This window comes from Streptomyces sp. NPDC002773 (assembly GCF_040295605.1).
Taxonomy (GTDB): Bacteria; Actinomycetota; Actinomycetes; order Streptomycetales; family Streptomycetaceae; genus Streptomyces.
The window spans coordinates 26,432-49,910 of the sequence record NZ_JBEOVO010000041.1 but is presented as its reverse complement, the minus strand read 5'-3'; the positions used below and the strand labels follow the sequence as shown (position 1 = coordinate 49,910).

Annotated in this window: 28 protein-coding genes; 18 read left to right on the top strand and 10 right to left on the bottom strand. The window is 71.1% G+C overall.

The features are described from left to right. Positions 1-91: 91 nt before the first annotated feature. The 10 genes from ABT034_RS31570 to ABT034_RS31520 form a co-directional block, all read right to left on the bottom strand. Positions 92-541, bottom strand: coding sequence for a DUF6042 family protein (locus tag ABT034_RS31570; RefSeq protein WP_351220499.1), 450 nt, complete (start codon positions 539-541; stop codon positions 92-94). Between the two features lie 249 nt (positions 542-790). Then, positions 791-1,657, bottom strand: coding sequence for a GIY-YIG nuclease family protein (locus ABT034_RS31565; RefSeq protein WP_351220502.1), 867 nt, complete (start codon positions 1,655-1,657; stop codon positions 791-793). A gap of 122 nt (positions 1,658-1,779) precedes the next feature. Next, complete coding sequence (locus ABT034_RS31560; protein ID WP_351220498.1) at positions 1,780-2,619, bottom strand: DciA family protein; 840 nt, start codon at positions 2,617-2,619, stop codon at positions 1,780-1,782. Further along, positions 2,619-4,502, bottom strand: coding sequence for a hypothetical protein (locus ABT034_RS31555; RefSeq protein ID WP_351220497.1), 1,884 nt, complete (start codon positions 4,500-4,502; stop codon positions 2,619-2,621). Before ABT034_RS31555 ends, ABT034_RS31560 begins: the two co-directional genes overlap by 1 nt. Positions 4,503-5,446: 944 nt before the next feature. Beyond that, positions 5,447-5,680, bottom strand: coding sequence for a helix-turn-helix transcriptional regulator (locus ABT034_RS31550; RefSeq protein WP_351220496.1), 234 nt, complete (start codon positions 5,678-5,680; stop codon positions 5,447-5,449). Between the two features lie 149 nt (positions 5,681-5,829). Further along, positions 5,830-6,294 carry a deaminase gene (locus ABT034_RS31545; protein ID WP_351220495.1) on the bottom strand — a complete coding sequence of 155 codons (465 nt, stop codon included), beginning with the start codon at positions 6,292-6,294 and terminating at the stop codon, positions 5,830-5,832. Beyond that, positions 6,294-6,974, bottom strand: a complete 681-nt coding sequence (locus ABT034_RS31540; protein WP_351220494.1) for a RibD family protein — start codon at positions 6,972-6,974, stop codon at positions 6,294-6,296. Before ABT034_RS31540 ends, ABT034_RS31545 begins: the two co-directional genes overlap by 1 nt. 4 nt (positions 6,975-6,978) lie before the next feature. Further along, positions 6,979-8,409: a helix-turn-helix domain-containing protein gene (locus ABT034_RS31535; protein ID WP_502973099.1), complete on the bottom strand. Its 1,431-nt coding sequence runs from the start codon at positions 8,407-8,409 to the stop codon at positions 6,979-6,981. Positions 8,410-8,525: 116 nt separating this feature from the next. Beyond that, positions 8,526-9,113, bottom strand: coding sequence for a P-loop nucleotide/nucleoside kinase family protein (locus tag ABT034_RS31525; RefSeq protein WP_351220493.1), 588 nt, complete (start codon positions 9,111-9,113; stop codon positions 8,526-8,528). Continuing rightward, complete coding sequence (locus ABT034_RS31520) at positions 9,110-9,868, bottom strand: GntR family transcriptional regulator (protein ID WP_351220492.1); 759 nt, start codon at positions 9,866-9,868, stop codon at positions 9,110-9,112. The genes ABT034_RS31525 and ABT034_RS31520 overlap by 4 nt, the downstream gene beginning before the upstream one ends. Positions 9,869-10,216: 348 nt before the next feature. Between ABT034_RS31520 and ABT034_RS31515 the strand changes: the two genes are divergently transcribed. The 18 genes from ABT034_RS31515 to ABT034_RS31430 all read left to right on the top strand — a co-directional run bounded on the left by ABT034_RS31515 (position 10,217) and on the right by ABT034_RS31430 (position 23,414). Then, entirely contained in the window at positions 10,217-10,822 is a 606-nt protein-coding gene (locus ABT034_RS31515) for a hypothetical protein (protein WP_351220491.1), read from the top strand. Positions 10,823-10,990: 168 nt separating this feature from the next. Continuing rightward, on the top strand, positions 10,991-11,167 hold the full coding sequence (locus tag ABT034_RS31510) for a hypothetical protein (RefSeq protein WP_351220490.1): 177 nt from the start codon (positions 10,991-10,993) through the stop codon (positions 11,165-11,167). Between the two features lie 82 nt (positions 11,168-11,249). Then, positions 11,250-11,435 (top strand): hypothetical protein, encoded by a 186-nt coding sequence (locus tag ABT034_RS31505; protein WP_351220489.1) that lies wholly within the window; start codon positions 11,250-11,252, stop codon positions 11,433-11,435. 160 nt (positions 11,436-11,595) lie between these two features. Then, positions 11,596-11,898: a WhiB family transcriptional regulator gene (locus ABT034_RS31500; RefSeq protein ID WP_351220488.1), complete on the top strand. Its 303-nt coding sequence runs from the start codon at positions 11,596-11,598 to the stop codon at positions 11,896-11,898. A 113-nt stretch (positions 11,899-12,011) separates the two neighbouring features. Then, on the top strand, positions 12,012-12,188 hold the full coding sequence (locus ABT034_RS31495; RefSeq protein ID WP_351220487.1) for a hypothetical protein: 177 nt from the start codon (positions 12,012-12,014) through the stop codon (positions 12,186-12,188). A gap of 112 nt (positions 12,189-12,300) precedes the next feature. Next, the gene (locus ABT034_RS31490) at positions 12,301-12,660 is read left to right on the top strand and encodes a hypothetical protein (RefSeq protein ID WP_351220486.1); all 360 of its coding nucleotides are present in this window, start codon (positions 12,301-12,303) and stop codon (positions 12,658-12,660) included. A 245-nt stretch (positions 12,661-12,905) separates the two neighbouring features. Further along, positions 12,906-14,792, top strand: coding sequence for a DUF2637 domain-containing protein (locus ABT034_RS31485; RefSeq protein ID WP_351220485.1), 1,887 nt, complete (start codon positions 12,906-12,908; stop codon positions 14,790-14,792). Between the two features lie 114 nt (positions 14,793-14,906). Further along, positions 14,907-15,380: a hypothetical protein gene (locus ABT034_RS31480; RefSeq protein WP_351220484.1), complete on the top strand. Its 474-nt coding sequence runs from the start codon at positions 14,907-14,909 to the stop codon at positions 15,378-15,380. After that, positions 15,377-15,685, top strand: a complete 309-nt coding sequence (locus ABT034_RS31475; RefSeq protein WP_351220483.1) for a hypothetical protein — start codon at positions 15,377-15,379, stop codon at positions 15,683-15,685. The genes ABT034_RS31480 and ABT034_RS31475 overlap by 4 nt, the downstream gene beginning before the upstream one ends. 129 nt (positions 15,686-15,814) lie before the next feature. Beyond that, positions 15,815-18,019, top strand: a complete 2,205-nt coding sequence (locus ABT034_RS31470; RefSeq protein ID WP_351220482.1) for an ATP/GTP-binding protein — start codon at positions 15,815-15,817, stop codon at positions 18,017-18,019. 23 nt (positions 18,020-18,042) lie between these two features. Then, positions 18,043-18,459: a conjugal transfer protein TraB gene (locus tag ABT034_RS31465; RefSeq protein ID WP_351220481.1), complete on the top strand. Its 417-nt coding sequence runs from the start codon at positions 18,043-18,045 to the stop codon at positions 18,457-18,459. A gap of 68 nt (positions 18,460-18,527) precedes the next feature. After that, complete coding sequence (locus ABT034_RS31460; protein ID WP_351220480.1) at positions 18,528-20,672, top strand: chromosome segregation protein ParM; 2,145 nt, start codon at positions 18,528-18,530, stop codon at positions 20,670-20,672. A gap of 74 nt (positions 20,673-20,746) precedes the next feature. Further along, on the top strand, positions 20,747-20,935 hold the full coding sequence (locus ABT034_RS31455; protein WP_351220479.1) for a hypothetical protein: 189 nt from the start codon (positions 20,747-20,749) through the stop codon (positions 20,933-20,935). A 103-nt stretch (positions 20,936-21,038) separates the two neighbouring features. Continuing rightward, positions 21,039-21,185 (top strand): hypothetical protein, encoded by a 147-nt coding sequence (locus tag ABT034_RS31450; protein WP_351220478.1) that lies wholly within the window; start codon positions 21,039-21,041, stop codon positions 21,183-21,185. A 93-nt stretch (positions 21,186-21,278) separates the two neighbouring features. Next, a complete protein-coding gene (locus tag ABT034_RS31445) occupies positions 21,279-21,836 on the top strand; it encodes a DUF6197 family protein (protein WP_351220477.1) in 558 nt (185 codons plus the stop codon). A gap of 118 nt (positions 21,837-21,954) precedes the next feature. Then, positions 21,955-22,770: a hypothetical protein gene (locus ABT034_RS31440; protein WP_351220476.1), complete on the top strand. Its 816-nt coding sequence runs from the start codon at positions 21,955-21,957 to the stop codon at positions 22,768-22,770. A 39-nt stretch (positions 22,771-22,809) separates the two neighbouring features. Then, complete coding sequence (locus ABT034_RS31435) at positions 22,810-23,064, top strand: hypothetical protein (RefSeq protein WP_351220475.1); 255 nt, start codon at positions 22,810-22,812, stop codon at positions 23,062-23,064. Positions 23,065-23,177: 113 nt separating this feature from the next. After that, positions 23,178-23,414: a hypothetical protein gene (locus ABT034_RS31430; RefSeq protein WP_351220474.1), complete on the top strand. Its 237-nt coding sequence runs from the start codon at positions 23,178-23,180 to the stop codon at positions 23,412-23,414. Positions 23,415-23,479 lie beyond the last annotated feature (65 nt).

Sequence of the window (23,479 nt, the reverse complement as noted above, 5' to 3'; positions counted from 1 at the left end):
CGTCCCACCGTTGCCCCCTGCATCGCGGTCGTACCCAGAGTAGCGACGGAGGCGTGCGGAACTGCTTCCTCAGCCGCTTTCGCAACAGGCCCTAGCCAGGGAGCTGGGCAGACCGAGGCCGGTTCTCGTTGATGTGTTGCCAGTCCGCGACAACCTCGAAATTGCGACGGACGGGCAGGTTACGGGTGTCCTCTAGTTCCTGTCTCGCGAAGTACAGGCGGAGCTCCGACCTGCCGACAAGATGATCAAGTGCTGCCCGGAGTTCGTCCGTGCCCCAATCAAGTTTCTGGCTAAGCGTCCGCAGCGAGGTGTAGATGGGGCCAGGGCTGCTCCACAGGCCGGCGAAGTGCAACAGCAGAGATTCCTCGGCCGCGCCGTCGGTGCTGGGCTGACCGCGCTGCTGCCGTTCGAGGCGCCGGAGCATGAACTCGACCTGAGGAGCGAGCAGACCGAGCGCTCGCTCGCGCGCGATCCGAGCCCGCGCCATGTCGATAACGCGCCGCGCATTGGCAATGCACTCCTCCCGGGTCGGAAGGTTCATCGGTTCTCTCCGGTTCAGTCGTGGACATCCGCCGACACATACTGCCGTCGGGCCAACGAGAGCCCGCTGCGCCGGGTCACGTGGAGCCGCCGTCTGCCCCAGAGGATTCGGGCTCGAGAGTCGTCCTCTCACTCCTCGTACTGCTCGATGCTGGGGCAGACCTCGACGGCGAGATTGCGGCTGGCAGGTCCACAGGCCATCGAACCGCAGCGGTCGCAACGTCGCTACAGCCAGGACCCTCAGCCCCCTTCAGGTCGGACGCTGGCGAGACGTCGACGTGCTCGCACGAGCAGCCGGGTCTTCGACCGAGAGCGAACGGGCAACTACCGCGTGCGCGAGGTCTTCCGCGAGGCGGCCTGGCAACATCGCTGTTCCTTCCGGCCACTGCAGCCTGAGTGCTTCATCTAGGACGGTCGCAAACTGTTGCGCTCCATCCTTCAGGTGCTGAAGGCGCCAGAGCATGTTGGTCGCCAGAGCCTCAGGCCAATACCCGCTGAGGGCCAGACGACCGTCGGGCCACGTGGTCTTCTCAACTTCAGCAAGCACGGAGGCGAATCGGGGGTCACGGCAAGCTGCGACGCGTTCCGGTGGAGTGGGTCCTTTCCAGCCCTTCGTCTCGACGCGGGCGAGTGGCGACCCCTGTGCGGCGGGAATCCCGTGTAAGACCTCCTCCGACACGAACCTCTCGCACTGGCAGTCGAGGTGCTCCTCCGAACCTGCGACGGTGCATCCGTCTCTTCCATGTACGACGGGCTTGTGTCCGCATACGCAGGGCACGCGGCCAATGGCCCCTGACATGGCATCGTTCTGAGGAAGCTGGCCGGAGGTTCTTGATCCTTGGCGAGAAGGTCTGGGCAGGAGACCGTGGGCTGCGACGTCGACTGCCGTTTGGACTGCCACTACTGGATCTCCCAGCGGCGCCAGATCGAACCATTCGCCACGCACCCGATAGTCAGCAAAGACGGCGTGCAGGTGTCCTTCGAGCTGACGGTCCCCTTCGTGTACCCACAGGACCCTTAGAGGCGTTGGGTTGCCTGTCTGAAGAGACGCGAGACGGACAGCTGGACTGTTCGCCTTTCCAATCTTGACGACGGACTCGCCTTCCTCGCCGATCATGTAAACGAACGAGGTCATGACCCCCCCAACTCAGTCGCTTGGTTGACTGATAGTGGCGTACGCCACCGACAAGCTGTCCTCCCCTCAGAGAGATCAGGCCGGAACCAGCCGGGCTGGGAGACTCATCCGACCTTGCGCAACGTTGGCGCTCCGTCCACATTGGTCTGGCCGCTACGTTCGGTGCGGGCCCGGCGGATCGCAGCCGCGCGGACGGCTTCGGCGGCCTGACGCTGCTGGGCACGGACGTCCTCGAGCGACGTCGGCACCTCGTCCTCTTGGTCCTGCTCGACGCCGGGGAAGACGGTGGCGGCGAGCTCGCGGCGCACCTGCTCCTGGCGTACGACGGCCGCGGCCAGAGCCGGATCCTGCTGGCGGGGCGGGGCGACCGCATGGTGGGCGGCGAGGGCGCGGCGGTAGCCGGCCGACGCCGTCTCCCTCGTCTTCACCGGCCCGGCCGGAACGACCTGCCGCGGTGCCGGTTCATCGGCGGCCGCCGGGGACATCGCCGTGGCAGCGGTGCGGGCGGCGGGTGCCAGGACGCGCACGGCGCGGACGTTCGCGTCGGGCACCGCGCTGTTGGCCACCTCGATGAGCCTCGGCGCGATCCAGCGAACTTTCGTGCCGTACGCGGGGGCGTCGGGGACAACGTCCAGACGCCCGGACTCCTCGTCGAACCCCGTGGCCTTCACGCGCCCGGCGAGCTCGGGCGAGGCCGCGGTGAGGATGGCCTCCCACTGGGCCAGGACGCTGCCGCCGGCGGCCGGGGCGACCAGGCCGCGCTCAGTCATCATCATGCCGATCGCCGTACCGAACGCGAGCGGCAAGCGGCCGTCGCGGACGACGACGGTGGTCCGCCGCTTCGGCTTCTGTCGGGCGGTGCCCTGCTTCTTCGCCGCTTCGCGGGCGGCGAGGAGGGCCTGGCGGGCGAGGTCGACGCCGGAGGACTGCGGAGTGCTGGTCATCAGGCCATCACCCCGGCGATCTGCTGGACCACGTGCCGTCGGCAGAACCGGCGCATCGGCAGGGCCTCGCGCGTGCACGCCGCGTCTCCCTCCCGGCCCTGGCAGGTCCTCGGACTGGATTCCTCCACCGGTTCGACCGGCACAGGCGTCGCGGTGCGGACCTGAGCGGGCACCGGAACGACCGCAACGGCCCGGGGCGCAGAGGCGGTGTCCGGGTGAAGCTCTTCGCGGCAGGGCTTGCACAGGCCATCGTCCAGGGCGTGGCCGGTCATGAAGATCACCGCGCCGCACTCGCCGCACGTCCCCCGCTTCGGTCCCTCCACGACCCGCTGGGCCGGGACGTCGGCGGGCCGGGCGGTCGCAGCCTCGAGGTCGCAGTCGATGCAGTGGCCGGACGGGCCGGGGCGGGTGCCATGCTCCAAGCACAGCCCCTCGACGGCACGCCGGGCGCGTTCGCGGGCGGCGGCCTGGTCCTGGACGATCTCGGCGCACAGCTCGCAGGTCGTCTGGGTGCGCCAGATGGTGCCGGACTCGCAGTCGGCGTAGCCGCAGCCCCAGCGGGGCAGGGCGACCCCGAGCAACCACCGGCCCGGGTCACGGATCTCATCCGACATGGTCCCGTTCAGCCGGGTGGTCAGCCGGTGCTGGAGGCGCTCGGCGCAGGTGCCGGCGTCGATCTGGTGGCCGACCTCGCGGGCGATCTGCCGGGCGACGAACACGTTGGTCAACTGAGCCAGGAGGTGGTGCACCGGCTCCAACACGGCGTAGATCTCCGCGCTCATCGCCAGCTGCGGACCGGTGTACGACGACGATCCCCGGCCGCCCCCGGCCCTACTGCTGCGCTTTTCGACGACCGGCTTCTTCGGCGAGGGCTTGTTCTTCCCACCCGCGCGAAGCGCGAGACCAGCGGTGCCCCGGCCCGCGGCAGCTTTCTCACCGGCCGGGCTTTCCACAGGCTCAGCGCCCTTACCTACCTGTACCTCGCCTACGGCGGATGAGAAGAGCGCTCGCCCGTCCTCCGGTGAGTCAGTCCTAGGTGATTCCTCATTCGCGAGGGATCCCTCACCAACCGGGGAACCCGATCCCTCACCAACTTGGGAACTGGCCAGCCCCTCAGAACCGCTGTCCACAGCCGTCTCAGCGACTTCCGCAGCAGCCCCGCATCCGTCGGCCAGGGCGTCCGCGCGGGCCTCCGGAGCAAGGTCGTGCGCGATGTACCGGTGACGGCCCCGCGCCCCCGCACGCCGCTGCACCGTCATCCAGCGCGCCGCCTCCACCTCATCCACGACCACCGACGCCGCCGTCACCGACAACGCCTGGCCGACCTTCTTGCCCGAGTAGTGCCGAAGAGACGACGCAAGGTCCGCCTCCGTCAGCGAGATCCCCCGCGCCTGCGCGTACGCCACCAGCGCGAACACCCGAAGCTGCCGCGGCGTCAGGTCCTCCGCGGCCGCCACCGGCAGCCACACGAACGCCTCCGTCGGCGACATCGACCGCACCGTGCGCACCGCCGACTGCCCCGTCCCGCCCGGCAGTGTCCGCCGCTGCGTGAACAGCTCCACCACGCCGTCCCGGCCCGGGCGGCGCAGCTGCGTCATCCCCCGCTCCACCGACGCGTCCGACAGCCCCAGGTACGACGCGATCGTCTCCGTCCGTGCCTGGCAGCCCTCAGGCCGCGACGCGAGCGCCTTGACCTTGATGTATACAGCCAGCGCCACATCCTGGTAGGACGGCTCCCACACCAGACGCATCGGCACCCGCACCCGCTGACGCCGCACCCGAACCTCACCGGCCGGGACGGACGCAGTGCCGACCAGGTTGTCGGCGACGTCGTCGACGGACTCGTCCACCGAAGCGGCGCCGGCCGTCGCCACGGCGCTCATCGAGCACCCACAACGGCCGGAAGGCGGAACGCGGCGAGCGAACGGACGCTCGGGGCGGGCAGAGCGGTGTAGATGTTCATGGCCGTGGTGTACCGGCTAAACCGGACACCCCCCTGGGGGGCGAAGCGAGGGCTGGGCACAGTGGAGCGAGAAGTGATCACCGCGTCAGCCTGGACCGGCCGCCCTGTGGACAGAGACCGTCGAACCCCGATTGCCCCCAGCGCTCCCGCACGGCGGGCAGAAACCTCGGATCGCGTCCCGCCACACGGGACGACCCCCTCGAGGACGCCACCGGCGGAGCTGTTGCGGACGCGGGCGGACACCGACCGGACAGACCCGGCAGGGTTGTGGCTTCCTACAGGAAGACCCTCTTCCTGAACAAAAGGCGCGAAGGTACGGATCACGGACGTCTGTTCCGTCACGTGAAACGCGTGAACCGTGCGAATCGCACAGAAACGGACGGTGCTCGACTTTTCAGGGGACACCAGATCGGGCACTATGGCGAAGACACCTGCTTCCATATGCGAGTCGGACCACCCCGTTCACACGGGACGGCCGGCGAGTGGATGAGGGTGCAGCCCCCTTCTTCGCGAAGCGGGGCAGACACCGAACGGCAGGGGGAGATTTCTCCTCTCGTCTCGGTGGGACTGCAGAGCCCCTGTGGTGGGGGCCCTGCGGGACACGCACAGCGGGTGCTGCGCGGCTGTGGTGGCCGTGGTTAGCGGCCGGTGTTGTTGATAGAGATCTGGCTCAATGAGCCGAAGCTCAGGACCGGGTGAAGACCGGGACTGAGCGTTGACCTGGACAGTGAGTCCGGTCAGGACGAGGCCGACGCGGCCGAGCGGATGGTTAGTCCGCCGAAGCAGCGCGGCCATGGCGGTTACGTCACGCCGACCCCCTCGACAACAGAGGCGGAGTCGGCGTACCCAAAACCGGGACCGAGGTCAGTCCTCACGCGGACCTCCCTGGGCGACGGCCGGGTGCTCCTTGGCCAGGCCACGGAGGAACTCCGCGTACTTCAGGCGGTTGCTGCGGTGGGGCTGCGTGCGGCCGGCTTCCCATCCGACGACGGCGAGGCGCCTGACGCCGAGGGCCTCGGCGACTTCCTCCTGAGTGAGGTTCGCGGCGATGCGCAGCTGCCGACGAATGTGCGGCGGAGGCAGCGTGTCAGCATCCACTAGGGCATCGTCTCGACGCAGCGGATCCGACATGGCAGCCTCCATCCCACCTGATGTTCTCCGAAACCATACATCACTGGATCTTTGTGAGGGAAGCGCCTGGCCTGCCGCCAACGAAACGGCGATGCCGAGATCACGGACAGGCGCGGTCACGAGAGCCCCAAATGCGAGTTCGCGGCGCGTGCGGCCTCCGCGAGTTCCGGCAGCTCCACGACGTCCACGCCCGCCTCGGCGAGCTGCTCGACCCCCACACAGTCGGCAACGAACAACGGCGGTTCGCGCCAGGCGATGACGACGCGCGGGATCCCGGCCTCGAGGATCCGCTGCGTGCACGGCGTACGATCCGCGCTCCGCTGGGAGCACGGCTCCAGGGAGGAGTAGATCGTCGCCGTGGCCAGCCGCGGGTCGCCCGCCGGGAGCTTCGCGAGGGCGGCCTCCTCCGCGTGTTCACGCGGATCGGCCTCGCGCGAGTAGCCGGCCGCGAGCTCGGTGCCGTCCTCGGCAACGATGACCGCACCCACCGAGTACGCCCCGGCGGCCGGGGGGCACAGCGCGGCGAGGCTGATCGCGCGCCGCATCCAGCGGAGGTCCTCGTCCCGGTCGGGAGCGTGCATCAGCCACGCTCCTTCGGGGCGTAGCGGAGCAGCACGACGTCGCCGATCGCGCGGGCCTCCAGCAGCCGCATACGGGCGGTCGACCCGCCCGGATAGTCGGCGGCGCCCAGGAATTTCGGGGCGTCTGCCTGGCCCACGAGCAGCGGCGCGACGGCGAGGTGGACCTCGTCGGCCAAGTCCTGGGCCATGAGCTGGGTGTGGATCGTGCCGCCGCCCTCCACCATCAGCTGCTTGACGCCGCGGCGCCCGAGCTCATCGAGGACCAGGCCCCAGTCGAGGTCGGGCCCGACACTGACGACGTCGGCGAGGTCCCCGAGCGTCGCGCGGACCTTTTCCACCGTGCTGTCGACGGTGAAGACCAACTTGTCGCCGCCGTGGTGCCAGAACTTCAGGTCGGCGGTGAGGTCGCCGGTGCGGGTGACCGTGACCTTAAGCGGGTAGGCCGGCTTGCCGTCGGCGACGCGCTGAGCACGGCGTTCGTCGCTGTTGACCAACAGGCGCGGGTTGTCCCGGCGCATGGTGTTCGCGCCGATCAGGATGGCGTCGGACTCCGCGCGGACCTGGTCGACGCGGTCGAAGTCCTCAGCGTTGGAGAGCAGCAGCCGCTCGGGGCTGATGTCGTCCAGGTAGCCGTCGACCGACATGGCGGCGGACAGCAGAACGTACGGGCGGGCAGTCATCTGCTCAGGCTTCCGTTTCAGTCTCGTGGAAGAGGGTGGAGTCGAAGGTGGCGCGGAACTCGGCTACGGCCGGCTCGCGCTGCCAGGGGATCAGGGCCTTGTCGAGCCGGACGAGCTCGTTCGTGATCCGGCCGGAGCCCGTGTCCTCCGCGACGGTCAGCGCGTGCATCCCGAGGGCGGCGGCCTGCTCCGGGGCGCGGGCGCCGGCCAACGCCACGGCCTGCCGCGCCATGTAGACGCCCCGGTCGCGGTGGTAGCCGTCCGGCATCAGCCGGATGGCGGCGCCGAACGCGTCTGCGGCCTGGTCGTGCTTACCGAGGGCCTCGAGGCCCTGAGCGCGGTGGACCTCTACGTACGAGGCGTTCAGCCACACGCCCCACGGGGTGGGGTCGGCGGCGGCGCCATCGAGGGCGTTGCGGACGTCGTCGATCGCCCGCTCGCTCTCGTCGGCGTCACCGCGCAGCGCGTGTCCGTACGCTTCATAGGTGCGCGCGACGGCGGCGAGGCGGCTGCGGGGACGGGCCATGCGCTGGGCGGCTTCGGCGAGGTCGACCACGTCGACCAGGTCGGCCGTGTCACCAGCCAGCTGTGCCTTGCGGGCCATGACGTACGTGGTCAGGTCGTTGTCGCCGACGGTGTGGGACCACTGCATGGCCCGGTCCAGCCAGTACGACGCCGCCTGCGGGTTGCCCAGGTCCTGGTAGAGCCAGGACAGGAATTCGCCGTACTGCGTCTGGAGCTCCATCAGGTCGCGCCGGTCGGCGCCCTTCGCGTCCCGGCGCAGCTCCTGGATGACCTGGATGTGGTCGCGCACGGCGGCGACGGCGTGCCGGGGCCCGAGCAGGTTGTCGTTGTCGATCAGCAGGCGGCGGGTGCGACGCAGGTGCTCCACCGGCGTCGAGCCGTACGCGTACGCGGCCCGGGCCTTGCGGACCAGACCGGGAACGGCACCGGAGTCCGCGAAGGCCGGCGAACCGACGCCGACGGCGGCCGCAGCCCCGAGCCCCATCCCCGTGCGCAGCAGCGCACGCCGATTCAGAGCCACCCAAATCACCGACCCATCAGCTAGACGACACGGGACCGAGATCCCTTCGTCCGACGCTGCCTGGTCGGCCACGGCGAAAGCTAGGTCCACTGATGATCTGGCCACATGGGCCCGGGGATTGGCCACATGGCCACGCTCGTCACCGATCCGCTCCCACAGGCGGAGCAGCATCCCGCTGGCGCCCAGCTTGTCGTCCAGGACCACGGCCTGCGACCGGTCGGGAGTTCGCTCCGCTCGCTCGAATCGTCCCAGGTGGCTGTGGTCGATGCGAGTGATCTTGCCGAGCTCGCGAAGGCTCAGTCCCCGTGAGGTCCGCAGCTCCCGCAGCTGGTATCCCCAGTTGTGCAAGGGCGACACCCAGGGCGTCAGCTCCCTCGGCTTCTGTGCCATCCCGCCCCCAACCTCGTGGCCTATGTGGCCAGATGATCCGGCCACATGTCGGATCTGGCACTCCCGAGTGTGACGGACCTAGAACCGAAACAACGGTCCGCCGACTCGGGAGGCTCTCAGTGTTCTACGGTTCCATCCGCATCCGGCTGCTGCGCGCGGCGGAGCAGGGCGAGGACGCTGCCCGGATTGCCGTCGTACACGAGGTGCGGCTCGTCGTCGGTCGGCGGGGAGAAGCGTCCCGCATGCCGAAGGAGGTCCTCCTCGCTGAACTCGATCGAGTTCGCGTCGATCAGCGATTGCTCGTTGCGCTTCCGGATCCGGTCCCAGCGCACCTCGTGCGGGAGCGGCAGGTAGATCAAAATGGGCTCACCGCCCGCCTTCACCACAGTCGCTGCCCACTGGGCCCGTTCCTCCGGAGTCCAGAAGCCGTGGTCGACCACGGCGTCGTGTCCGGCCGCCAGGAGCTCTTCGAGCTCAAGGGCGATGTCCTTGAGCACGGGTGCCTCTCGAATCCTGAACTGCCCACGGGGGAAGTCTCGGCCGTAGTGGCCGTAGCGGCGGAACATCTCCTCGTCGGGGCAGAGACGCCGGAAGCCAGCCTTCTCCAGGGCGCGAGCGAGGGTCGTTTTGCCCGCGCCCTGCAAGCCCGACATGAGGATCGCGCGAGGCGTGGGAGCCGGGCGGCCGGTGGTGCGCCCGGTCATCGCAGAACCGCGGACGTGGTTCGCCGGGTGCGGCCGGGGGCGCCCAGGTCCACGCCGTACTCCAGCAGCTCGCCGTCGGCGTCCAGGAAGCGCGCGGTCAGTACAAGGATCGCTGCGACGGTGTCGGGCTCCAGCTCCAGGAGCTTGAGGTCGCGGGCAGTGGCGATGCGCGCCGTCTCCTCATCCACACGCTGTACGACGTGGCGCCCAGTGGCTTCGGCGACGAGGTCCAGCGACAGCCCGCCCTTGAGGCGCTCGCTGCGCGCGAGCTCGGGCAGCACTTCGGCGAACTCCGCCGGGATCCAGGACGTTGAGTGGGAGACGATCCCGTGAGCATCTCGGTAGACACGGCTTCGACGAATCACGTCCTCACCAGGCTCGATGCCGAGCGCATCCGCGACGTCCTCGGGGGCCGGCACCATGCCCGCGGTGTGGCCGGAGGATTTTTCCCCCACGCCCCACGACGACTTCGTCGTGGCGCTCCGATCGTGGCGCTCCGATCCGGACGCGAGCGACACGGGACGCGCCATGACCTCGGTGCCAACGCCCGGGATGCCGTTGACCAGCTTCTCGTCTCGCAACAGTTTCATGGCGCGGTCGGCCGTTGCGGTGCTGACCTGCCACTGATCTGCCAGGGCACGGATGCTGGGCAGCAGGTCGCCCGGCGCCAGCTCCCCGGAGCTGATGAGGTCGCGGTAGTGGCCCGCGATGCGCGCGTATGGCGGCCGGTTGTCGGCCCGCGGTTGCCCTGGCATGTCGCCTCGCCTCCTTCTCTTCCGTCTAGGTGCCTCACTATACCGCTTGACACCTGAGGGTACCTGAGGCAACCTGATGTAGGTAAGGCGGTGATCCCCCGGGAACACCGCGTAGTCGCACCACCGCAGTAGTCGTCCGCTCTTCGGGGCGGCGGGGTAGTCCTCGGGGTCACCCAGGACGCGAGAGCACCATCGAACTCCCCCGGAGCCTGACGGCACGACGACTGCGTGCACGTCGCAGCGCTGTGCGCTGTCTGTCCTGCGGGACGCCGGCCTTGTGCCGTGCGGCCCGGAGGGCGGAGAGAGCATCGCGACGCTCCCCCTGCCGCTCCGTCACGAGGAGTTCAGATGTCTGCTTCGACCGTTGAGCGCACCGCCCGGCCCCGCAAGAGCCGGACCCGCTCCCGCACCGTCAACGCCCGCCCGGCGCTTGCCCTCTCCACCCTCAAGCCCAACCAGTACGACCTGCGCCCCGCCTGCGCGTCGCTGGTCTGCCCCGACTGTGAGACGTGGGTGCCGATCACCGGCCTCCAGACCAAGCCCAAGCTCGTGCCGCACGACACCGGCCGCGCGTTCGAGGCCCCGGCCGTCCGCTGCCGCCTGGGCAGCAACCGCCTGGTCACGGTCGACGTCACGGTGAAGAAGTGGGCGGAGCGCCTGGAGGACGGTCACGCGGAGACCGGCCACCGCCGCCGGACCACCGTGCGGCGCAAGCCCAAGGTCGCGGTCGCCCCGGCCGTCAGCCAGATCGCCGCGCAGAAGCAGGCGCCGGCGAACGACGAGCGCGGCAACGGCCGGCCCCTGTGGCGGCTGCGCAAGGAACAGTGGGCGGCGACCGAGCCTGCGGTTCGCGACGCCGACACCCGCCGCGCGCAGCTGCCCGCCGGTGCTGCGCCGCTGGGAGCGCCGCCGGTGCCGCTCAAGACGCTGCACCCCGAGCGTCGCGCGAGCTGATCTGCTCCGGACGAACGACCACGGCCCCGGCCACCCCGAAGAAACCGGGGTGGCCGGGGCCGTGGCTGCTCGTACAAGCAGTCAGCTCCCCAATCGGGGAGTGAGTGATCGCGACAGCCCTTGGGATTGCGGCCCGACGGGCTGTCCAGGACCTGACTGGAGGACCTGATGCAGAACAGCATGGCACGCACCGCGGCGCAGCCGCAGGCGGGGATCATCGACGACATCGAGCGCGAGGACGACTCCCGGGGCTACGAGCCCGAGGACGTCGCCCACGTCGACGTCGCCCTGGTCCTCGTGCCCATCGCCGCGCCGGTGGTGGCCGGTTGGGAGGTGGCGGCGTGATCACCAGCCTGACCGACGCCGAGCGCGAGGTGCTCTCGCAGAAGAACCGGGAGCAGAACCAGCGGTCGGAGAGGCACCAGAAGTGAGCGCCCGACCGACCGATGACCTGTACGTCCGCTACATGACGTCCTTCGAGGACTCGACGACGCACCTCGGCGCCTGCGCGGCCTGCCAGGCCGAGCAGCCGTGCGAGACCGGAGCGCCGATCCACGAGCGCTTCGCCCGCCTCCAGGACACCTACCTCGCACGACAGAAGCAGCAGCGCTGAACCCGGCCCTGCCCGTCGTCCCCGCGCCTTCCCGGCCGGGGCCGGCGGAGAGCGCCGGGAACTCCCGCCCGCTCAGGCCGTCCGGCCGCCGTACAACGCAACAGCCCCGGGGTGGCCGCCCCGGGGCTGTCTTCTGCACTGGACCTTCTGGGAGGCCCTGATGAATCGCACGTCCATCGTACGCACCCCGTACTACGGCGCCGTCTCCACCGCTACCGCGCCCCAGCGTCCCCGCGCGGCCTGCGCCGACGAGGACCCGGAGCTGTTCTTCCCCATCGGCGACAGCGGCCCGGCCCTGCTCCAGGAGGAAGAGGCCAAGGCCATCTGCCGTCGCTGCCCGCTGATGGAGTCCTGCCTCCAGGGCGCGCTGGAGCGCGGCGAGACCGCCGGCGTGTGGGGCGGACTGTCCGAGAGGGAACGCCGCTCCCTCAAGCGCCGCGCCGCTCGCAACCGCGCTGCCTGATCCGTTCTGGCGGCTGCCTGATCCGCCCGTCCCGACCGCTGCACCACGGCGGCCGGGACGGGCGGTGACGGGGAGCCGGACAGCCCGGACCGATTCCTGGAAGGCAGGACGACATGCGCGGAAACCGCATCACCCTCACCGCGGACATCGAGGCCCTGGGCACCCGGCACCGCGCCGGAGAGCAGGGGACCGTTGAGGAGGTGCACACCGGAGGCCACCTGACGGTCCGCATGGACGACGGCCGCCACAACTTCCCCACCCGCGACGAGGTCACCACCGACCCGCAGTGACGGACTGCCGGTTGCCTGATCCGCTCGTCCCGGCCGCCGCACACCACGGCGGCCGGGACGAGCGGTGAGGGGGAGCCGGACAGCCCGGACCGAACAGTCGAGGGAGGCCCTCATGGCCACGACGATGACCCCGCTCCAGCCCGGCACGGAAGCCGCCGCCCAGGCGTGCGCCTTCGCGATCTTCGGCAGCGACATCCCGCCGATCGACCCCGACGACTACGACGGCAGCTGGCGCACCACCCTCCACGTCATCGCGGAGGAGTGGGTGGGCGAGGGCCGCTTCGTACGGCACGCCGCCCGCACCGCGACCGCGCTCAACGAGCTGTTCGCCATGCAGAGGTTGTACGGCGTCGGCTCGCCCGAGGCGCTCGCCGAGGGCACCAGGCTCCAGCCGCTGATCGACCGGTGCCGCCACTTCGGCATCACCACCGCCGACCTTCGTCGGCACGGCGCGCAGTTCCCCGAGCGCTGACGCTGACTTCGCGTCCGCCCGGCGGGAGCCGCACCGAGTTTCGAGCCCGCCCCGCGCTGCTTCGCGAGCACGGCCGCCCGCCCCCCGGGCCGTCGGCCTTTCCGTGGGTGCGGAGCGGGTAGAGCCGGTGTCCAGTTCGCAAGCAACCATCCCCACCCCGGGCCGTTTCGGGAACGCCTCACCGCGTTTCGGGAGCAGCCCCAGCCGTTTCGCGCACACCTGAATGACCCCTCTCGGAGGCCCTCATGACGATCACCGACTGGCCGCGAACCGCGGCTGAACCCGACCCCGAGACGGCCTCACCGGCCGCCGTTTCGGGAACGTCCACGCCGGTTTCGCGGACGACCGACGTCGTTTCGGAGGCGGCGGAGTTCGTTTCGGAGACGGAAAGCGGAACCGGAGCGAAGCCCTCCCCGGGGAAGCTGACCGGCACTCAGAAGTGGGCGGCCGGGGCGATCGTGATCGCCGCGCTCGTCCTCGCGGGCATCGGCCTGTACCTGTCCTTCGGGCACGTCGCGGTCTTCGCCTTCGAGCGGCTCCGCTTCGGCTCGCTGGGCAAGGGCCAGATGTTCGCGGTCGGCGTCGACGTCGGCATCATGGTCATGATCGCCGTCGACCTGCTGATGGCCTGGCTCAAGCGCCCCATCAGCTGGATCCGCTACCCGGTGTGGCTGCTGACGGCCGTCACAGTCGTCCTCAACGCCGCGTCCGGCGCTCCCCGGGACCGGGCGTGGGCGCTGATGGACTACGTCGCGGCCGGCGCCCACGGCGTCGTGCCGGTCCTGTTCATCATGGTGGTGGAGCTCGGCCGCGACGCGATCGACCGCGTTGTCCGCCCTGACCAGGCCGAACGCGACTCGATCCCATGGCTGCGGTGGGTGCTCGCCCCCGTGGCGACGGCCCGGATCTTTCGCCGGATGCGGCTGTGGGGCGTCACCTCCTACCCGGAGATGATCCGCCGCGATCAGGACCTCATCGCCTACGAGCAGTGGCTCAAGCGCAAGTACGAGGGCGACATCTCCCAGGCCACCGAGGACGAGCTGCTGCCGATGAAGATGGCCCCGTACGGCTACACCGTCGCCCAGGCCCTGGCCATGCCCGACGAGCAGGAACAGGCAGCCGCCGAGCGTGAGGAGGAGGCGGAGCGCCGCCGCCTGGACGCGGAGACCCGCAGCGAGGTCGCCAAGGCGGAGTCCGCAGCCGAGCGGCTGCGCGCCAAGGGCAAGGTGGAGCTGGTCCAGGCGGAGGTCGACGGCCAGACCGGGCAGGCCCGAGCGCACGCCCGAGCCCAGGTCAGCGCCGCAGAGCGGGCCGCTGAGCTGGAGCTGCAGGCCCTCGACAACGCCGTGGTCGCCGAAGCCCGCGCCCGTGAGGCCGAGGCGGAGCGAGCGGAGGCCGAGGAGCGCAAGGCGGCGGCGGCCGCCGACCTGGCGAAGGCCGAGCTCGAGCGGAAGGCCGCCGAGCAGCGCAGGGCGGCGGCCGAGGCGGACAAGGTCGCGGCGGCGGAGGCCGGCGCGATCGAGACCGCCCGGATCGCCGAGGCGCGCAAGGTGAAGGCCGCCGCCGACCTGGAGGCGGCCGAGCTGGAGCGCCAGGCGGCGCAGAAGCGGAAGGAAGCTGCGGAGGCCGACCGGGTCGCCGCGGCGGAGGCGCAGGCCGTCGAGACCCAGGCCATCGCCGAGGCCCGCGAGGCCGCTGCCGAAGCGGACCGGCGTGCTGCCGAAACGGAGAGGGCTGCTGCCGAAACGCGGCGGGCTGCTGCCGAAACGCGGCGGGCCGCTGCCGAAGCCGACCGCAAGAAGGCGGAGGAGGACCGCCGCCAGGCGGCCGCTCTCGCGGACATCGCGCGCTCCCAGAAGGAGGCCGCCGAAGCCGAGCGGGCCGCTGCCGAAACGCGGCGGGCCGCCGCCGAAATCGAGCGGCGCGCGGTCGAAGCCGAGGACGCCGCGAAGCTCAAGCCGCGCGAGCGGGCGGTCCGCAAGGTCGCCCGGATGATCCTCGCCGCCGGTGGCGACGCCGACCGGCTGCCGCTCTCCGAAATCCAGCACGAGCTGGCGGTCACCTCGCCCGGCACGGCCTCGGAGTACCGCCAGGAGGCGGCCGAGCTGCTCGCCGGCGGCTACCGCCCCTGATCCACCGTCCGGCACACACCAGTGAGGGCCAGCCCGCGCTAATCGGGCTGGCCCTCGCTGCGACTGCCGGAAGCAGTCACAGCCCCACCAGTACACCAGGAGGGAATCCCCGCCGTGAACAGCAACGACCCGAACTACTCCCCCCTGCGCGACGTCGCGCAGAGCCCGGAGGCCACCGCCCGGTACCTGGCCGACGTCCAGCGGGTCCTGCTGGACATCGGCAAGAACCTGGAGACCCTCTCGATCGAGACCCAGGTGCACCTGCGCGACACCCACGTGGAGGGCGACCGCTGGTACCACGCCAGGCTGCGCGCGATGCCCGTCGAAAGGGCCCTCGGAAACGTCCTCAAGAACCTCAAGAACCTCACCGAGGGCCTGGAAAAGAGCGCCTATAAGCGCCGCGCCCACGACGAGGCCGTGGTGAATACGCTCAAGGAAAGGAAGGGAAAGGAGCTGGAAAAGCAGCGTAAGAAGAACCCGCAGCCGCTCCAGGCCGCACCGAATCCGCCGCAGGAGGGTGCGCAGAGCCGGAATCTCGGCTATGGTGGCCCCACGTCGATTTACGACATGGGTCGGGAGTCGGCATGACGCGCCCCCTCACCAGCGTCGAACGCTCCATTCAAGGGCGGAACAGCTGGTTGCAGGAAGAAGAGCGCAGGGCGATCGAAAGTCGCGGCGAGATCGGCCGGATGGAATTCTGGCTCCGCGTTACTCGGTCCCGAATCTCCAAGGACGTCAAAGCCGGACGCAATGACGTCATCCCCGGATTCACCAGCGTGTGCCGCCTGTTCAAGCTCGCGATCGACAAGCGGGCCGAGGGCGACGCGAGGCTGTGGAACCACCTCATGCAGTACGCGCAGCAGGTGCTGGAGCAGCACGGCCCGCGTAACTGAACGTCACCAACGAAGGCCCCGCCGGGCTCCGGCGGGGCCTCGCGCGCGTAAAGCGTGCACACGTGCACGTGCACGCGCGTGCACACGAGACCCCACTGTCTGTCAAGTCCCCCTGGAGGGAGGTGCACCGTGTCCGACGAGTCCGATGAGTCCGGCAGCGGGACCCTGGTCCGCGGCCCCTGGAGCGGTGATTCCTCGTACGCGCCGCCGCCGATCCCGGATTTCGCCGACACCATTCCGTCGCCGCGTGACATTCCGGAGGCTCCGCCGGAGTCCCCGGAGGAGACGACGATGGAGTTGCCGCCGATTCCGGCCGCCCCGGACCCGGCGTTGGCCATGCGGTCGGAAGGAATTTCTGCACCGGAAGCCGCCGAGGAATACGGCGAATACGAGGAAGGCGAATACGCCCAGCCTCGTTCTCTCGCCGATCGTCTCGGTGACTGGCTCGAATTCCGGCTGGAAAAGGCGCGGGCGCTTCATGAAGGCGAAGCGCCTTTCCGTGAGGCTGAAATCGCACGGAAGGCCGCGCTGATCGAGGGCCGCACCGCGCAGGAAGTCGCGATGATGGAGCAGAACGGAAAGCTCCACGCCGCGATGATGAAAGCGAAGGGCGACAAGGCGGCGGCGCGCGGAAAGGCCGACGCCGACCGCACGAAGTCGTCCAGCTCCGGCATGGGCGCGGACAAGGGCCGCTCGAAGGCCGGCGGCGGTGGCGGCGGGTCCTCGCGCGGCGGTGGCGGCACGGGGCCCTCCCGCTCCAACTCGAGCCCGGGGCCGAACAAGCCCGGGGCCTCGCGCGGCCCCAACTCCGGTGCGTCCGGCAGCCGTTCGGGGGCCGGATCGACCGGGAGCGGCGGAGGCGGCAAGGACCGCAAGAAGGGCCCTGAACGGTCCTCTGGCGGCCATACAGCCGGTTCGGGGCGCAACGGGGCGTCCGGGGGGTCGAAAGGCTCCCAGGCGGGCTCTGGAGGCTCCGGCCGCAGCGGCAGCTCGAAGGGCGACGGCGGCGGCCGGGCAGAGCGCGGTCCGGCGTCCAGCGCCCGTGCCGAGCGGGCCCGCGGCCGCCAGGACCGCGCCGGGGTCCGGCAGTCCGGGCGGCAGGAGCGGCGCAGCGCCGGTCACACCGCCGGCCTCGCCGACCGGTCCAAGGACCGCGACCAGGCCCGCGCCAACCGGCAGCAGGCGTGGGAGGACCGGCGGGCGAAGCGGGCGGAGCGCGACGCGGCGCGGAAGGCGAAGCGGGAATCCGCGGCGTCGTCCGAGCCGGGTCGCACCACCTTGGGCCAGGCCGTCGCGGAAGAGGCCCAGCGCCGCTTCGACAAGCGCCGGGCCGACGCGAAGGACGGGAAGGCGGGCACCGAGAAGGTCAGCCTGACCAAGGACAAGGACAAGGAGGCCAAGGACAAGGGCGCCGACGGCGCGGGCGAGAAGACCGCCAAGGACGGCTCTGACGGGGCCTCCAGCGCCGCGAAGGACAGCAAGGCGACCGATGAGCCGGACAAGGACTCCAAGACCGGTGACGGGGCGTCTGACGGCTCGAAGAAGCGGCGCCGGTTCCGGCGGCGACGCACCGGAGCCGCCCGGGCCGGTGGGCGTGGACGCGCCCGTCGCACCGGCCGGATCGGGCGGGCGGGAAGCGGGCGTGCTGGCCGGTCCCGGCGGCGCGGCCGCCCGGCGGACAGCCCGTTCGGCGAGGAGGACTCCACGCCGACGGTGGAGTGGCCCGACCGGCCCACCCGCCCGCCGCGCACCGGCAGCAAGGGCGAGGACGACATCGTCGACGCGGACATCGTCCCCGACGGGCCCGCGGCCGTGACCACCGGCGTGAAGGGCCTGCCGCCCGCGCCGGAACCGCACACCGCACGGCCCGGCAGCAGCCGGCCGACCAGCACGGAAGGGAGCAGCGTGAGCAGCTCGGAAGTCAGCAGGCCGTCCGGTGCGAGCGGACTGGCCGCCCAGCACCGCACGGACATCACGTTCGACGAGTACCTGATGGGAATGGCGAAGGTCGCCGTCAAGGCCGCCTCCGACCAGGAGCGCGCCGAGGCACTGATGGAGGCGCTCGGCAAGCTCGCCGACGCGCTGCGGGAGATGGCCGCCGACCTGGTCGGCGACCACAACATCGACACCAAGGTCACCGACCTCATCGCGGACCTGGCCGACTCCGCGGCCCGCATGAAGGCGCAGGCCGAGCGGTGCGCCGAGCAGTGCGGCATCGCCAAGGAGGCCGCCCGGCTCGCGGCCAAGGAAGTCGCCCGCGTGTACGGCGAGGACATGGCCGCCAAGGAGGACGCCGGTCTCGCGCACGCGTCGGCCGCCGCCCACCACGACTAGAACGACCTGGAGGAATCCCGCTGATGAGCAGCGATCTCGCGCCCCGCAGCAGCACGGCCCCCGTCGTGGCCGACGACGATAACCGGTACAAGGCCGTCCAGGCGAAGCTCGACAAGCTCGGTCAGGCCCTGGACGACGCCGGCCTCGAGCTGGAGGCGCTGCAGCGCAGCATGCAGAAGAACGCCAACGACACCGGCGACATGGCGCAGGACATCGCCAACGCCCACCTCGACCCGAAGTTCGTGTCACTCACGAACAACGTGGAGACCGCGCTGGTCGGCGCCGCCCGCGAGGTCCGCACGCTGTGCGACACCGCCCAGGAGACCGCCGACCTCACCCATGAGACCCGGCGGACCCACGCCAGGCTCTACGGCGCGCTGGACGACATCCGCTCCAACCGGCGCGAGAGGACGCCCAGGCCCGGGTTCTTCAACCGCTGACCCCCTCCCCCACGGGCGGCCCCGCGAACTGCGGGGCCGCCCGCGCTCGTTCCCGAAGGAGCCTCCCGGTGACCACGCCGCGCAGTGTCGCGCTCGAACGCCTCGCCTACACCCTCGCCGCGCCCGTGCTGGCCGTGGCCCCGAACCTCTACCCCGACAGCCCCGTCAACCAGGTCGTGCAGCTGGCCGGCGCCGCCGGGATCGGCGGCATCGTCCTCGCGGCCAAGAGCGAGGAGACCGGCGCCGGACGCAAGATCCTGCGGTGGGCCCCGCTGGTCCTGGCCGCCGCCGTCGACGTCGCCGCCAAGACGACCACCGGCTGGGGTCCGTACTGGATGGACGGCCTGCTCGCCGCCGGATGGGCGGTGGCCGGCTACCTGGTGATGCCGTACTCCCGTCACGCCCGCCGTCGCCACCGTCCCGCCGTCGCCGCCCCCGCCCCGCAGCTGGCGCCCGCCGAGGCCACCCCCGAGCCGACCGTGGCGCTCCCGGACGACGGCGCGGACCGGCTCACCCACGAGGCACGGATGCTGTGGGAGCGCGCGGGGATGCCCGCCCGCACCCACGTCGTCAAGGCCACCCGGCACCCCGGCATGCGGCACGACCTCACCCTGCTGCTGCGGGCCTCGGAGACCGGACGGCCGATCACCGGCCTGTCACCGGAGGCCGTCGGCGCGGCCTTCGGGGTGCCTGCGGCCGACGTCACCCTCGCGGACGTCCCGCTCCAGCCCGGCCGCCAGGGCGGTCCCGGCTGGATGGAGGCCAGCATCACCCCCGAGGCCAACGTCCGGCGGCGTACCAAGCCGACCGACGCCGAGCGCTGGGTGGACCGGGTGGCCGGCCCCAAGGGCGGCGCCCCCGGCTCCGTCCTGGTCCACCGGACCCGGGACACCGAGCGGGGCGTGACGTTCTACCGGGCGAAGATGGCCGACTCCACCGAGACGCCGCGCATCGACCTGGCCAAGGTCTGCCGCGGCCTGGGCCTGCCCGAGGACGACTCCTGCGTGTTCGTCCTCATCGACGGCGCGGAGTTCCTGATCAGCGCGTTCGACGCGCCGCCGCTGTCGCAGATCTTCCCCGCGACCCGCGAGCTGCTGACCCCGGACGAGAAGGGCATGTTCGTCTGCGGGTTCACCATCACCGGACAGCCGGTGAAGAACATGGTGTTCCAGCACGACAAGAACGCCGCCGCCCACGGCCTGGTCCTCGGTGTCAGCCGGTCGGGCAAGACGCAATTCTTCGCGATCAACATGGCGTCGGAGTCCCTGGCCGGTCAGGTGGTGTGGCTGTCCACCGTCCGCAAGGACGAGAAGACGACCACGCTCGGGCAGTACATCGACCGGCAGGGCTCGAACGCGCTGTGGATGGCCCGCCAGCTGCGGGCGGCGAAGGCGCTGTGCGAGATCAGGGCGGAGATGCCCTGGCCGCACGACGGCAAGCCGCACGACTACAAGCCGGGCGACCCGCGCTGCCCCTACCGGCAGCTGAACGTGTACGCGGACGAGTTCATGACCGCCGCCCAGGACGGGGACTTCGGCGAGTTCATCCAGTCGGACGGCGACGACCTCACCGTCACCGGCCTGAAGTACGGCATCGGCTTCAAGCCCGCCGGCCAGTCGCCGTTCGCGCACAACGGGTTCTCCACGGAGATGAAGGACAACCTCCGGCAGAACTCCCGCCCGGTCATCTTCAACATGGGCTCGCCCGGCGCCACCCGCAAGGCGGCGGAGGGCACGATGGAGAACCCGCACGACGTGCCGACCATCCCGGCCCGCTACTCCCGCAGCGAAGGCTCCGCGATCGAGCGGGCCATGCGCGGCGAGGCCGACCCGGAGAACGGCGTCAGCACGGGCGGCGTCGCCGTCATCGTCCTCGACAACGGCCGCGCCGTCCTCATGCGCAGCCTCTTCGCGGACTTCGACACCGACCTCGCGACCCTCTTCCCCGACGAGGTCGTCCGGCTCACCGACTACGAGATCAGCGAGCTGGAGAAGCGCGGCCTGTGGTTCGACTGGAACGAGCCCGTCAGGCCGGGCGAGTTCTGGCCCGAGCCCGAGGAAGGCGACGACGGCGAGGGCAAGTCCAGCCGACGCGGCGGCGGCGGCAAGGGCGGCGGCGATGGCGGCAAGCGCAGCAGCAGCCGCCGTTCCGAGCCGCAGGTCACCTCGCCCCGCCAGGCGCTGGAGGCCATCAAGAGTCTCACCGACGCCTGATCACACGCATCCACCCCGGGGCCGGCCTGCCCGAGCACGGCCGGCCCCACCCCCAACCCGAAGGAGCACCCGCCGTGGCCCTGTCGATCTCCGCCGCCGTCCTGCTGGGCATCATCGTCGTCGTCCTCGTCAAGGGCGGCTACGTCCGCGTAGGCTCCGCCGCCACCTGCGCCCTGTTCGGCTTCACCCTCGCCGCGACCGGCCTGGCCCCCACCATCAACAACGGCCTCACCTCGCTCGCCGGACTGATCGCCAGCCTCTGACCGAGCCCGTCCGGCCAGCTTCATCAACTCCGCAGTAAAACGCCGGTAGCTGGCGCATGCTCTTGTCGGGCCCCACCACGATCACGGGGGAAGGGACAAGGGCATGGCACACCTGCACTACACCTGCTGGAGCTGCGGCGAGGACTGCATCGTGCACGGCGACGGCTGTAACTGCTGCGACCTGGTCGACGTCCCCGACGAATGGGACTGCTGGAACTGCGGCGCGCTGAACTACACCCCCGATGACTAACGCGTCCCTCCCCTCCCCCGCTGCACGACGCCGAAGGGCGCCGCCGGAGAACGATCCCGGCGGCGCCCTTCGCGTTCCCGCCTGGAGCCCGCCATGCCCGACACCGCACCCTCCCCCGCGATACACCCGCCCGTCCCGACCACCCGCCAGGCCGCCACCGCGCCGCCGGCGGCACTGACCCTCGAGGAACGCCTCACCCTCGTGAACATGGAGATGACCGCGCGCCTGAACGAAGCGGCCGTCGCCCACGCGGTCAACACCGCGCACATCCCCATCGAGCCCGTGGACCTGGCCGACGTCGTCACCGTCCCGCTGACCCCGACGCTCCAGCCGCCACCGGCCTCCTACCCGACCCCGGTCGCCGCCCTTCTGCAGCGCGCCCACCACCGCCTGCTCACCGGCGGCTGGTGCTCCGGCGCCCTGGTCGACGAGGACGGCGCCCGCTGCATGCTCGGAGCCATCCGCGCCGAGGCCGGAGGCGACAGCGGCCTGGAGGCCGACGCCGCCTCCGTGCTCCTGGACGCGATCCGCCGCACGTTCGGCGAGCACGTCGACTCCGTGCCGTCCTTCAACGACGCCCACGGCTCCGGCCGCGTCCCGATGCGCATGCTCGACCAGGCCGCCGGCCTCGCCGACGCCCGCGGCCTCTGACCCCCTGCTCCGGACCACCTGCCTCGCACCCGAACCCCTCACGGCCGGGTGCGGGCCAGGCCGTCCGGCCTGCGCACCACCACCCATCACACGCACCCGAGCGAGGAGTCGCCCCGCCATGCAGTCCGACGACAAGCCCACCAACGGCCAGCCCACCAACGGTCAGTACAAGCTGAGCTTCCTCGAACTGTTCAACCAGCTGCCGCCCGAGCCGCCGGCCCCCGAACCGGACGGCCAGCACGGCGCCGGGCGCCTCGCGTGGCTGCGCGCCGCGTGGAAGAAGACCTGGAAGGAGGGCGGCTTCCTCTACGAGCGGTGGGAGGAGGTCGGCCAGGCCCGGCACGTCAGCTGGTACGAGATCGCCACCTGGATCAAGGCCACTCTCCTGTTCGGCGGACTCAGCCTCATCGTGCTGATGCTGGACGCCGTCGGCGACATCGCCTCCGCCACGCTCAAGGGCCTGTCCGACGTCCCGGCCTCCGGCGCCGTGGACGGCAGCGGCCTGTGGGGCACGGTCGACCACCCGATCAGGGTCTTCCTCGCCGACCAGGCCGCGCACCTGCCCGTCGCCCCGGCCGCCCTGTACGCGTTCTGGCAGCTGACCGGGCTGCTCGGTCTGATCGGCGGGTTCTTCGGCAACGCCGGAGCCCGCATTGCCTGGCTGCTGTTCGGGATCGGCTCCCTCGCCATGATCTGGTCCGCCACCCCGGCCGGCGGCCGCGCCGCCGCCACCGGCCTTGCCGCCCTCATGTGGGCCCTCGCCAGCATCTTCGCCCTGCGCGGCCTGACCCTGCGGCCCATCGTCCACAACCACCCGGCACCCGCGCCGGTGTTCAGCCCCGCCCTCCACCTCCACGCCACCCTCCCCGCCCCCACCCCGGCCGGAGACGACTTCGGCGACGAACCCGTCAACTTCCACCCGCTCCAGGGCTGAACCCCACCCCGCCGTACCGAACTGACGAAGGGACATCCCATGCAGCTGAAGGGCACCGAGTTCCGCATCGGCACCTTCCACGGCCGCCACGACGGCGCCCAGGCCAAGGTCACCGCCGTACGCGACGACACCCGCCCCGAGCCCTACTTCTGGATCTGCACCTGCGGCGCCTCCCAGTCCTTCCTCACCGAGGACGGCGTGTTCCCCACCGCCTGGCGGCACACCCACCCCACGCGCCTCGACCGGCTGCGGCAGTGGACCACCCGCCGACTGCGCACCCGCAGCGCCCGCTGACCTGACGCCCTGCCTGGCCCTCGCCCCACCCCGCGCCCGCGGGAAGGGCGAGGACCGGACAGGCCGCCCGGCCGCACGCACCATCCCGTTCCGAGCGAGAAGGAGACCCCGTTTTGGCGAAAGCCCCGACCGTCATAGGCGTGCTCACCGAGCCCCCGGCCCCGACCTGGTGGAAGGCCAACCGCCACCAGGTCTACGGCGTCGCCGGGCTGCTGATCGGCTACCTGATCGGCACCCACCTGGCAGGCGCCCCCCAGCAGCCGGACCAGCCGCAGCCGGGCCGCACCACGCCCGCCCCGGCCAGCTCCGGTGAGCACCCCACGCACACGGCCCACGGCCTCGCCGCATAACCCAGCCGCACCACCCCGCTGCGCCCCGCCGACACCAGCACGACGTCGGCGGGACGCAGGGCTGC

Excerpts from the sequence above, each read along its gene's own strand:
- ABT034_RS31450 (WP_351220478.1), top strand. The coding sequence starts at position 21,039 with ATGGCACACCTGCACTACACCTGCTGGAGCTGCGGCGAGGACTGCATC.
- ABT034_RS31435 (WP_351220475.1), top strand. The coding sequence starts at position 22,810 with ATGCAGCTGAAGGGCACCGAGTTCCGCATCGGCACCTTCCACGGCCGC.
- ABT034_RS31555 (WP_351220497.1), bottom strand. The coding sequence starts at position 4,502 with ATGAGCGCCGTGGCGACGGCCGGCGCCGCTTCGGTGGACGAGTCCGTC.
- ABT034_RS31445 (WP_351220477.1), top strand. The coding sequence starts at position 21,279 with ATGCCCGACACCGCACCCTCCCCCGCGATACACCCGCCCGTCCCGACC.
- ABT034_RS31475 (WP_351220483.1), top strand. The coding sequence starts at position 15,377 with ATGACGCGCCCCCTCACCAGCGTCGAACGCTCCATTCAAGGGCGGAAC.
- ABT034_RS31545 (WP_351220495.1), bottom strand. The coding sequence starts at position 6,294 with ATGCACGCTCCCGACCGGGACGAGGACCTCCGCTGGATGCGGCGCGCG.
- ABT034_RS31525 (WP_351220493.1), bottom strand. The coding sequence starts at position 9,113 with ATGACCGGGCGCACCACCGGCCGCCCGGCTCCCACGCCTCGCGCGATC.
- ABT034_RS31500 (WP_351220488.1), top strand. The coding sequence starts at position 11,596 with ATGAATCGCACGTCCATCGTACGCACCCCGTACTACGGCGCCGTCTCC.
- ABT034_RS31540 (WP_351220494.1), bottom strand. The coding sequence starts at position 6,974 with ATGACTGCCCGCCCGTACGTTCTGCTGTCCGCCGCCATGTCGGTCGAC.
- ABT034_RS31510 (WP_351220490.1), top strand. The coding sequence starts at position 10,991 with ATGCAGAACAGCATGGCACGCACCGCGGCGCAGCCGCAGGCGGGGATC.
- ABT034_RS31440 (WP_351220476.1), top strand. The coding sequence starts at position 21,955 with ATGCAGTCCGACGACAAGCCCACCAACGGCCAGCCCACCAACGGTCAG.
- ABT034_RS31535 (WP_502973099.1), bottom strand. The coding sequence starts at position 8,409 with ATGGCACAGAAGCCGAGGGAGCTGACGCCCTGGGTGTCGCCCTTGCAC.
- ABT034_RS31570 (WP_351220499.1), bottom strand. The coding sequence starts at position 541 with ATGAACCTTCCGACCCGGGAGGAGTGCATTGCCAATGCGCGGCGCGTT.
- ABT034_RS31465 (WP_351220481.1), top strand. The coding sequence starts at position 18,043 with ATGAGCAGCGATCTCGCGCCCCGCAGCAGCACGGCCCCCGTCGTGGCC.
- ABT034_RS31485 (WP_351220485.1), top strand. The coding sequence starts at position 12,906 with ATGACGATCACCGACTGGCCGCGAACCGCGGCTGAACCCGACCCCGAG.
- ABT034_RS31520 (WP_351220492.1), bottom strand. The coding sequence starts at position 9,868 with ATGCCAGGGCAACCGCGGGCCGACAACCGGCCGCCATACGCGCGCATC.
- ABT034_RS31495 (WP_351220487.1), top strand. The coding sequence starts at position 12,012 with ATGCGCGGAAACCGCATCACCCTCACCGCGGACATCGAGGCCCTGGGC.
- ABT034_RS31515 (WP_351220491.1), top strand. The coding sequence starts at position 10,217 with ATGTCTGCTTCGACCGTTGAGCGCACCGCCCGGCCCCGCAAGAGCCGG.
- ABT034_RS31560 (WP_351220498.1), bottom strand. The coding sequence starts at position 2,619 with ATGACCAGCACTCCGCAGTCCTCCGGCGTCGACCTCGCCCGCCAGGCC.
- ABT034_RS31565 (WP_351220502.1), bottom strand. The coding sequence starts at position 1,657 with ATGATCGGCGAGGAAGGCGAGTCCGTCGTCAAGATTGGAAAGGCGAAC.
- ABT034_RS31490 (WP_351220486.1), top strand. The coding sequence starts at position 12,301 with ATGGCCACGACGATGACCCCGCTCCAGCCCGGCACGGAAGCCGCCGCC.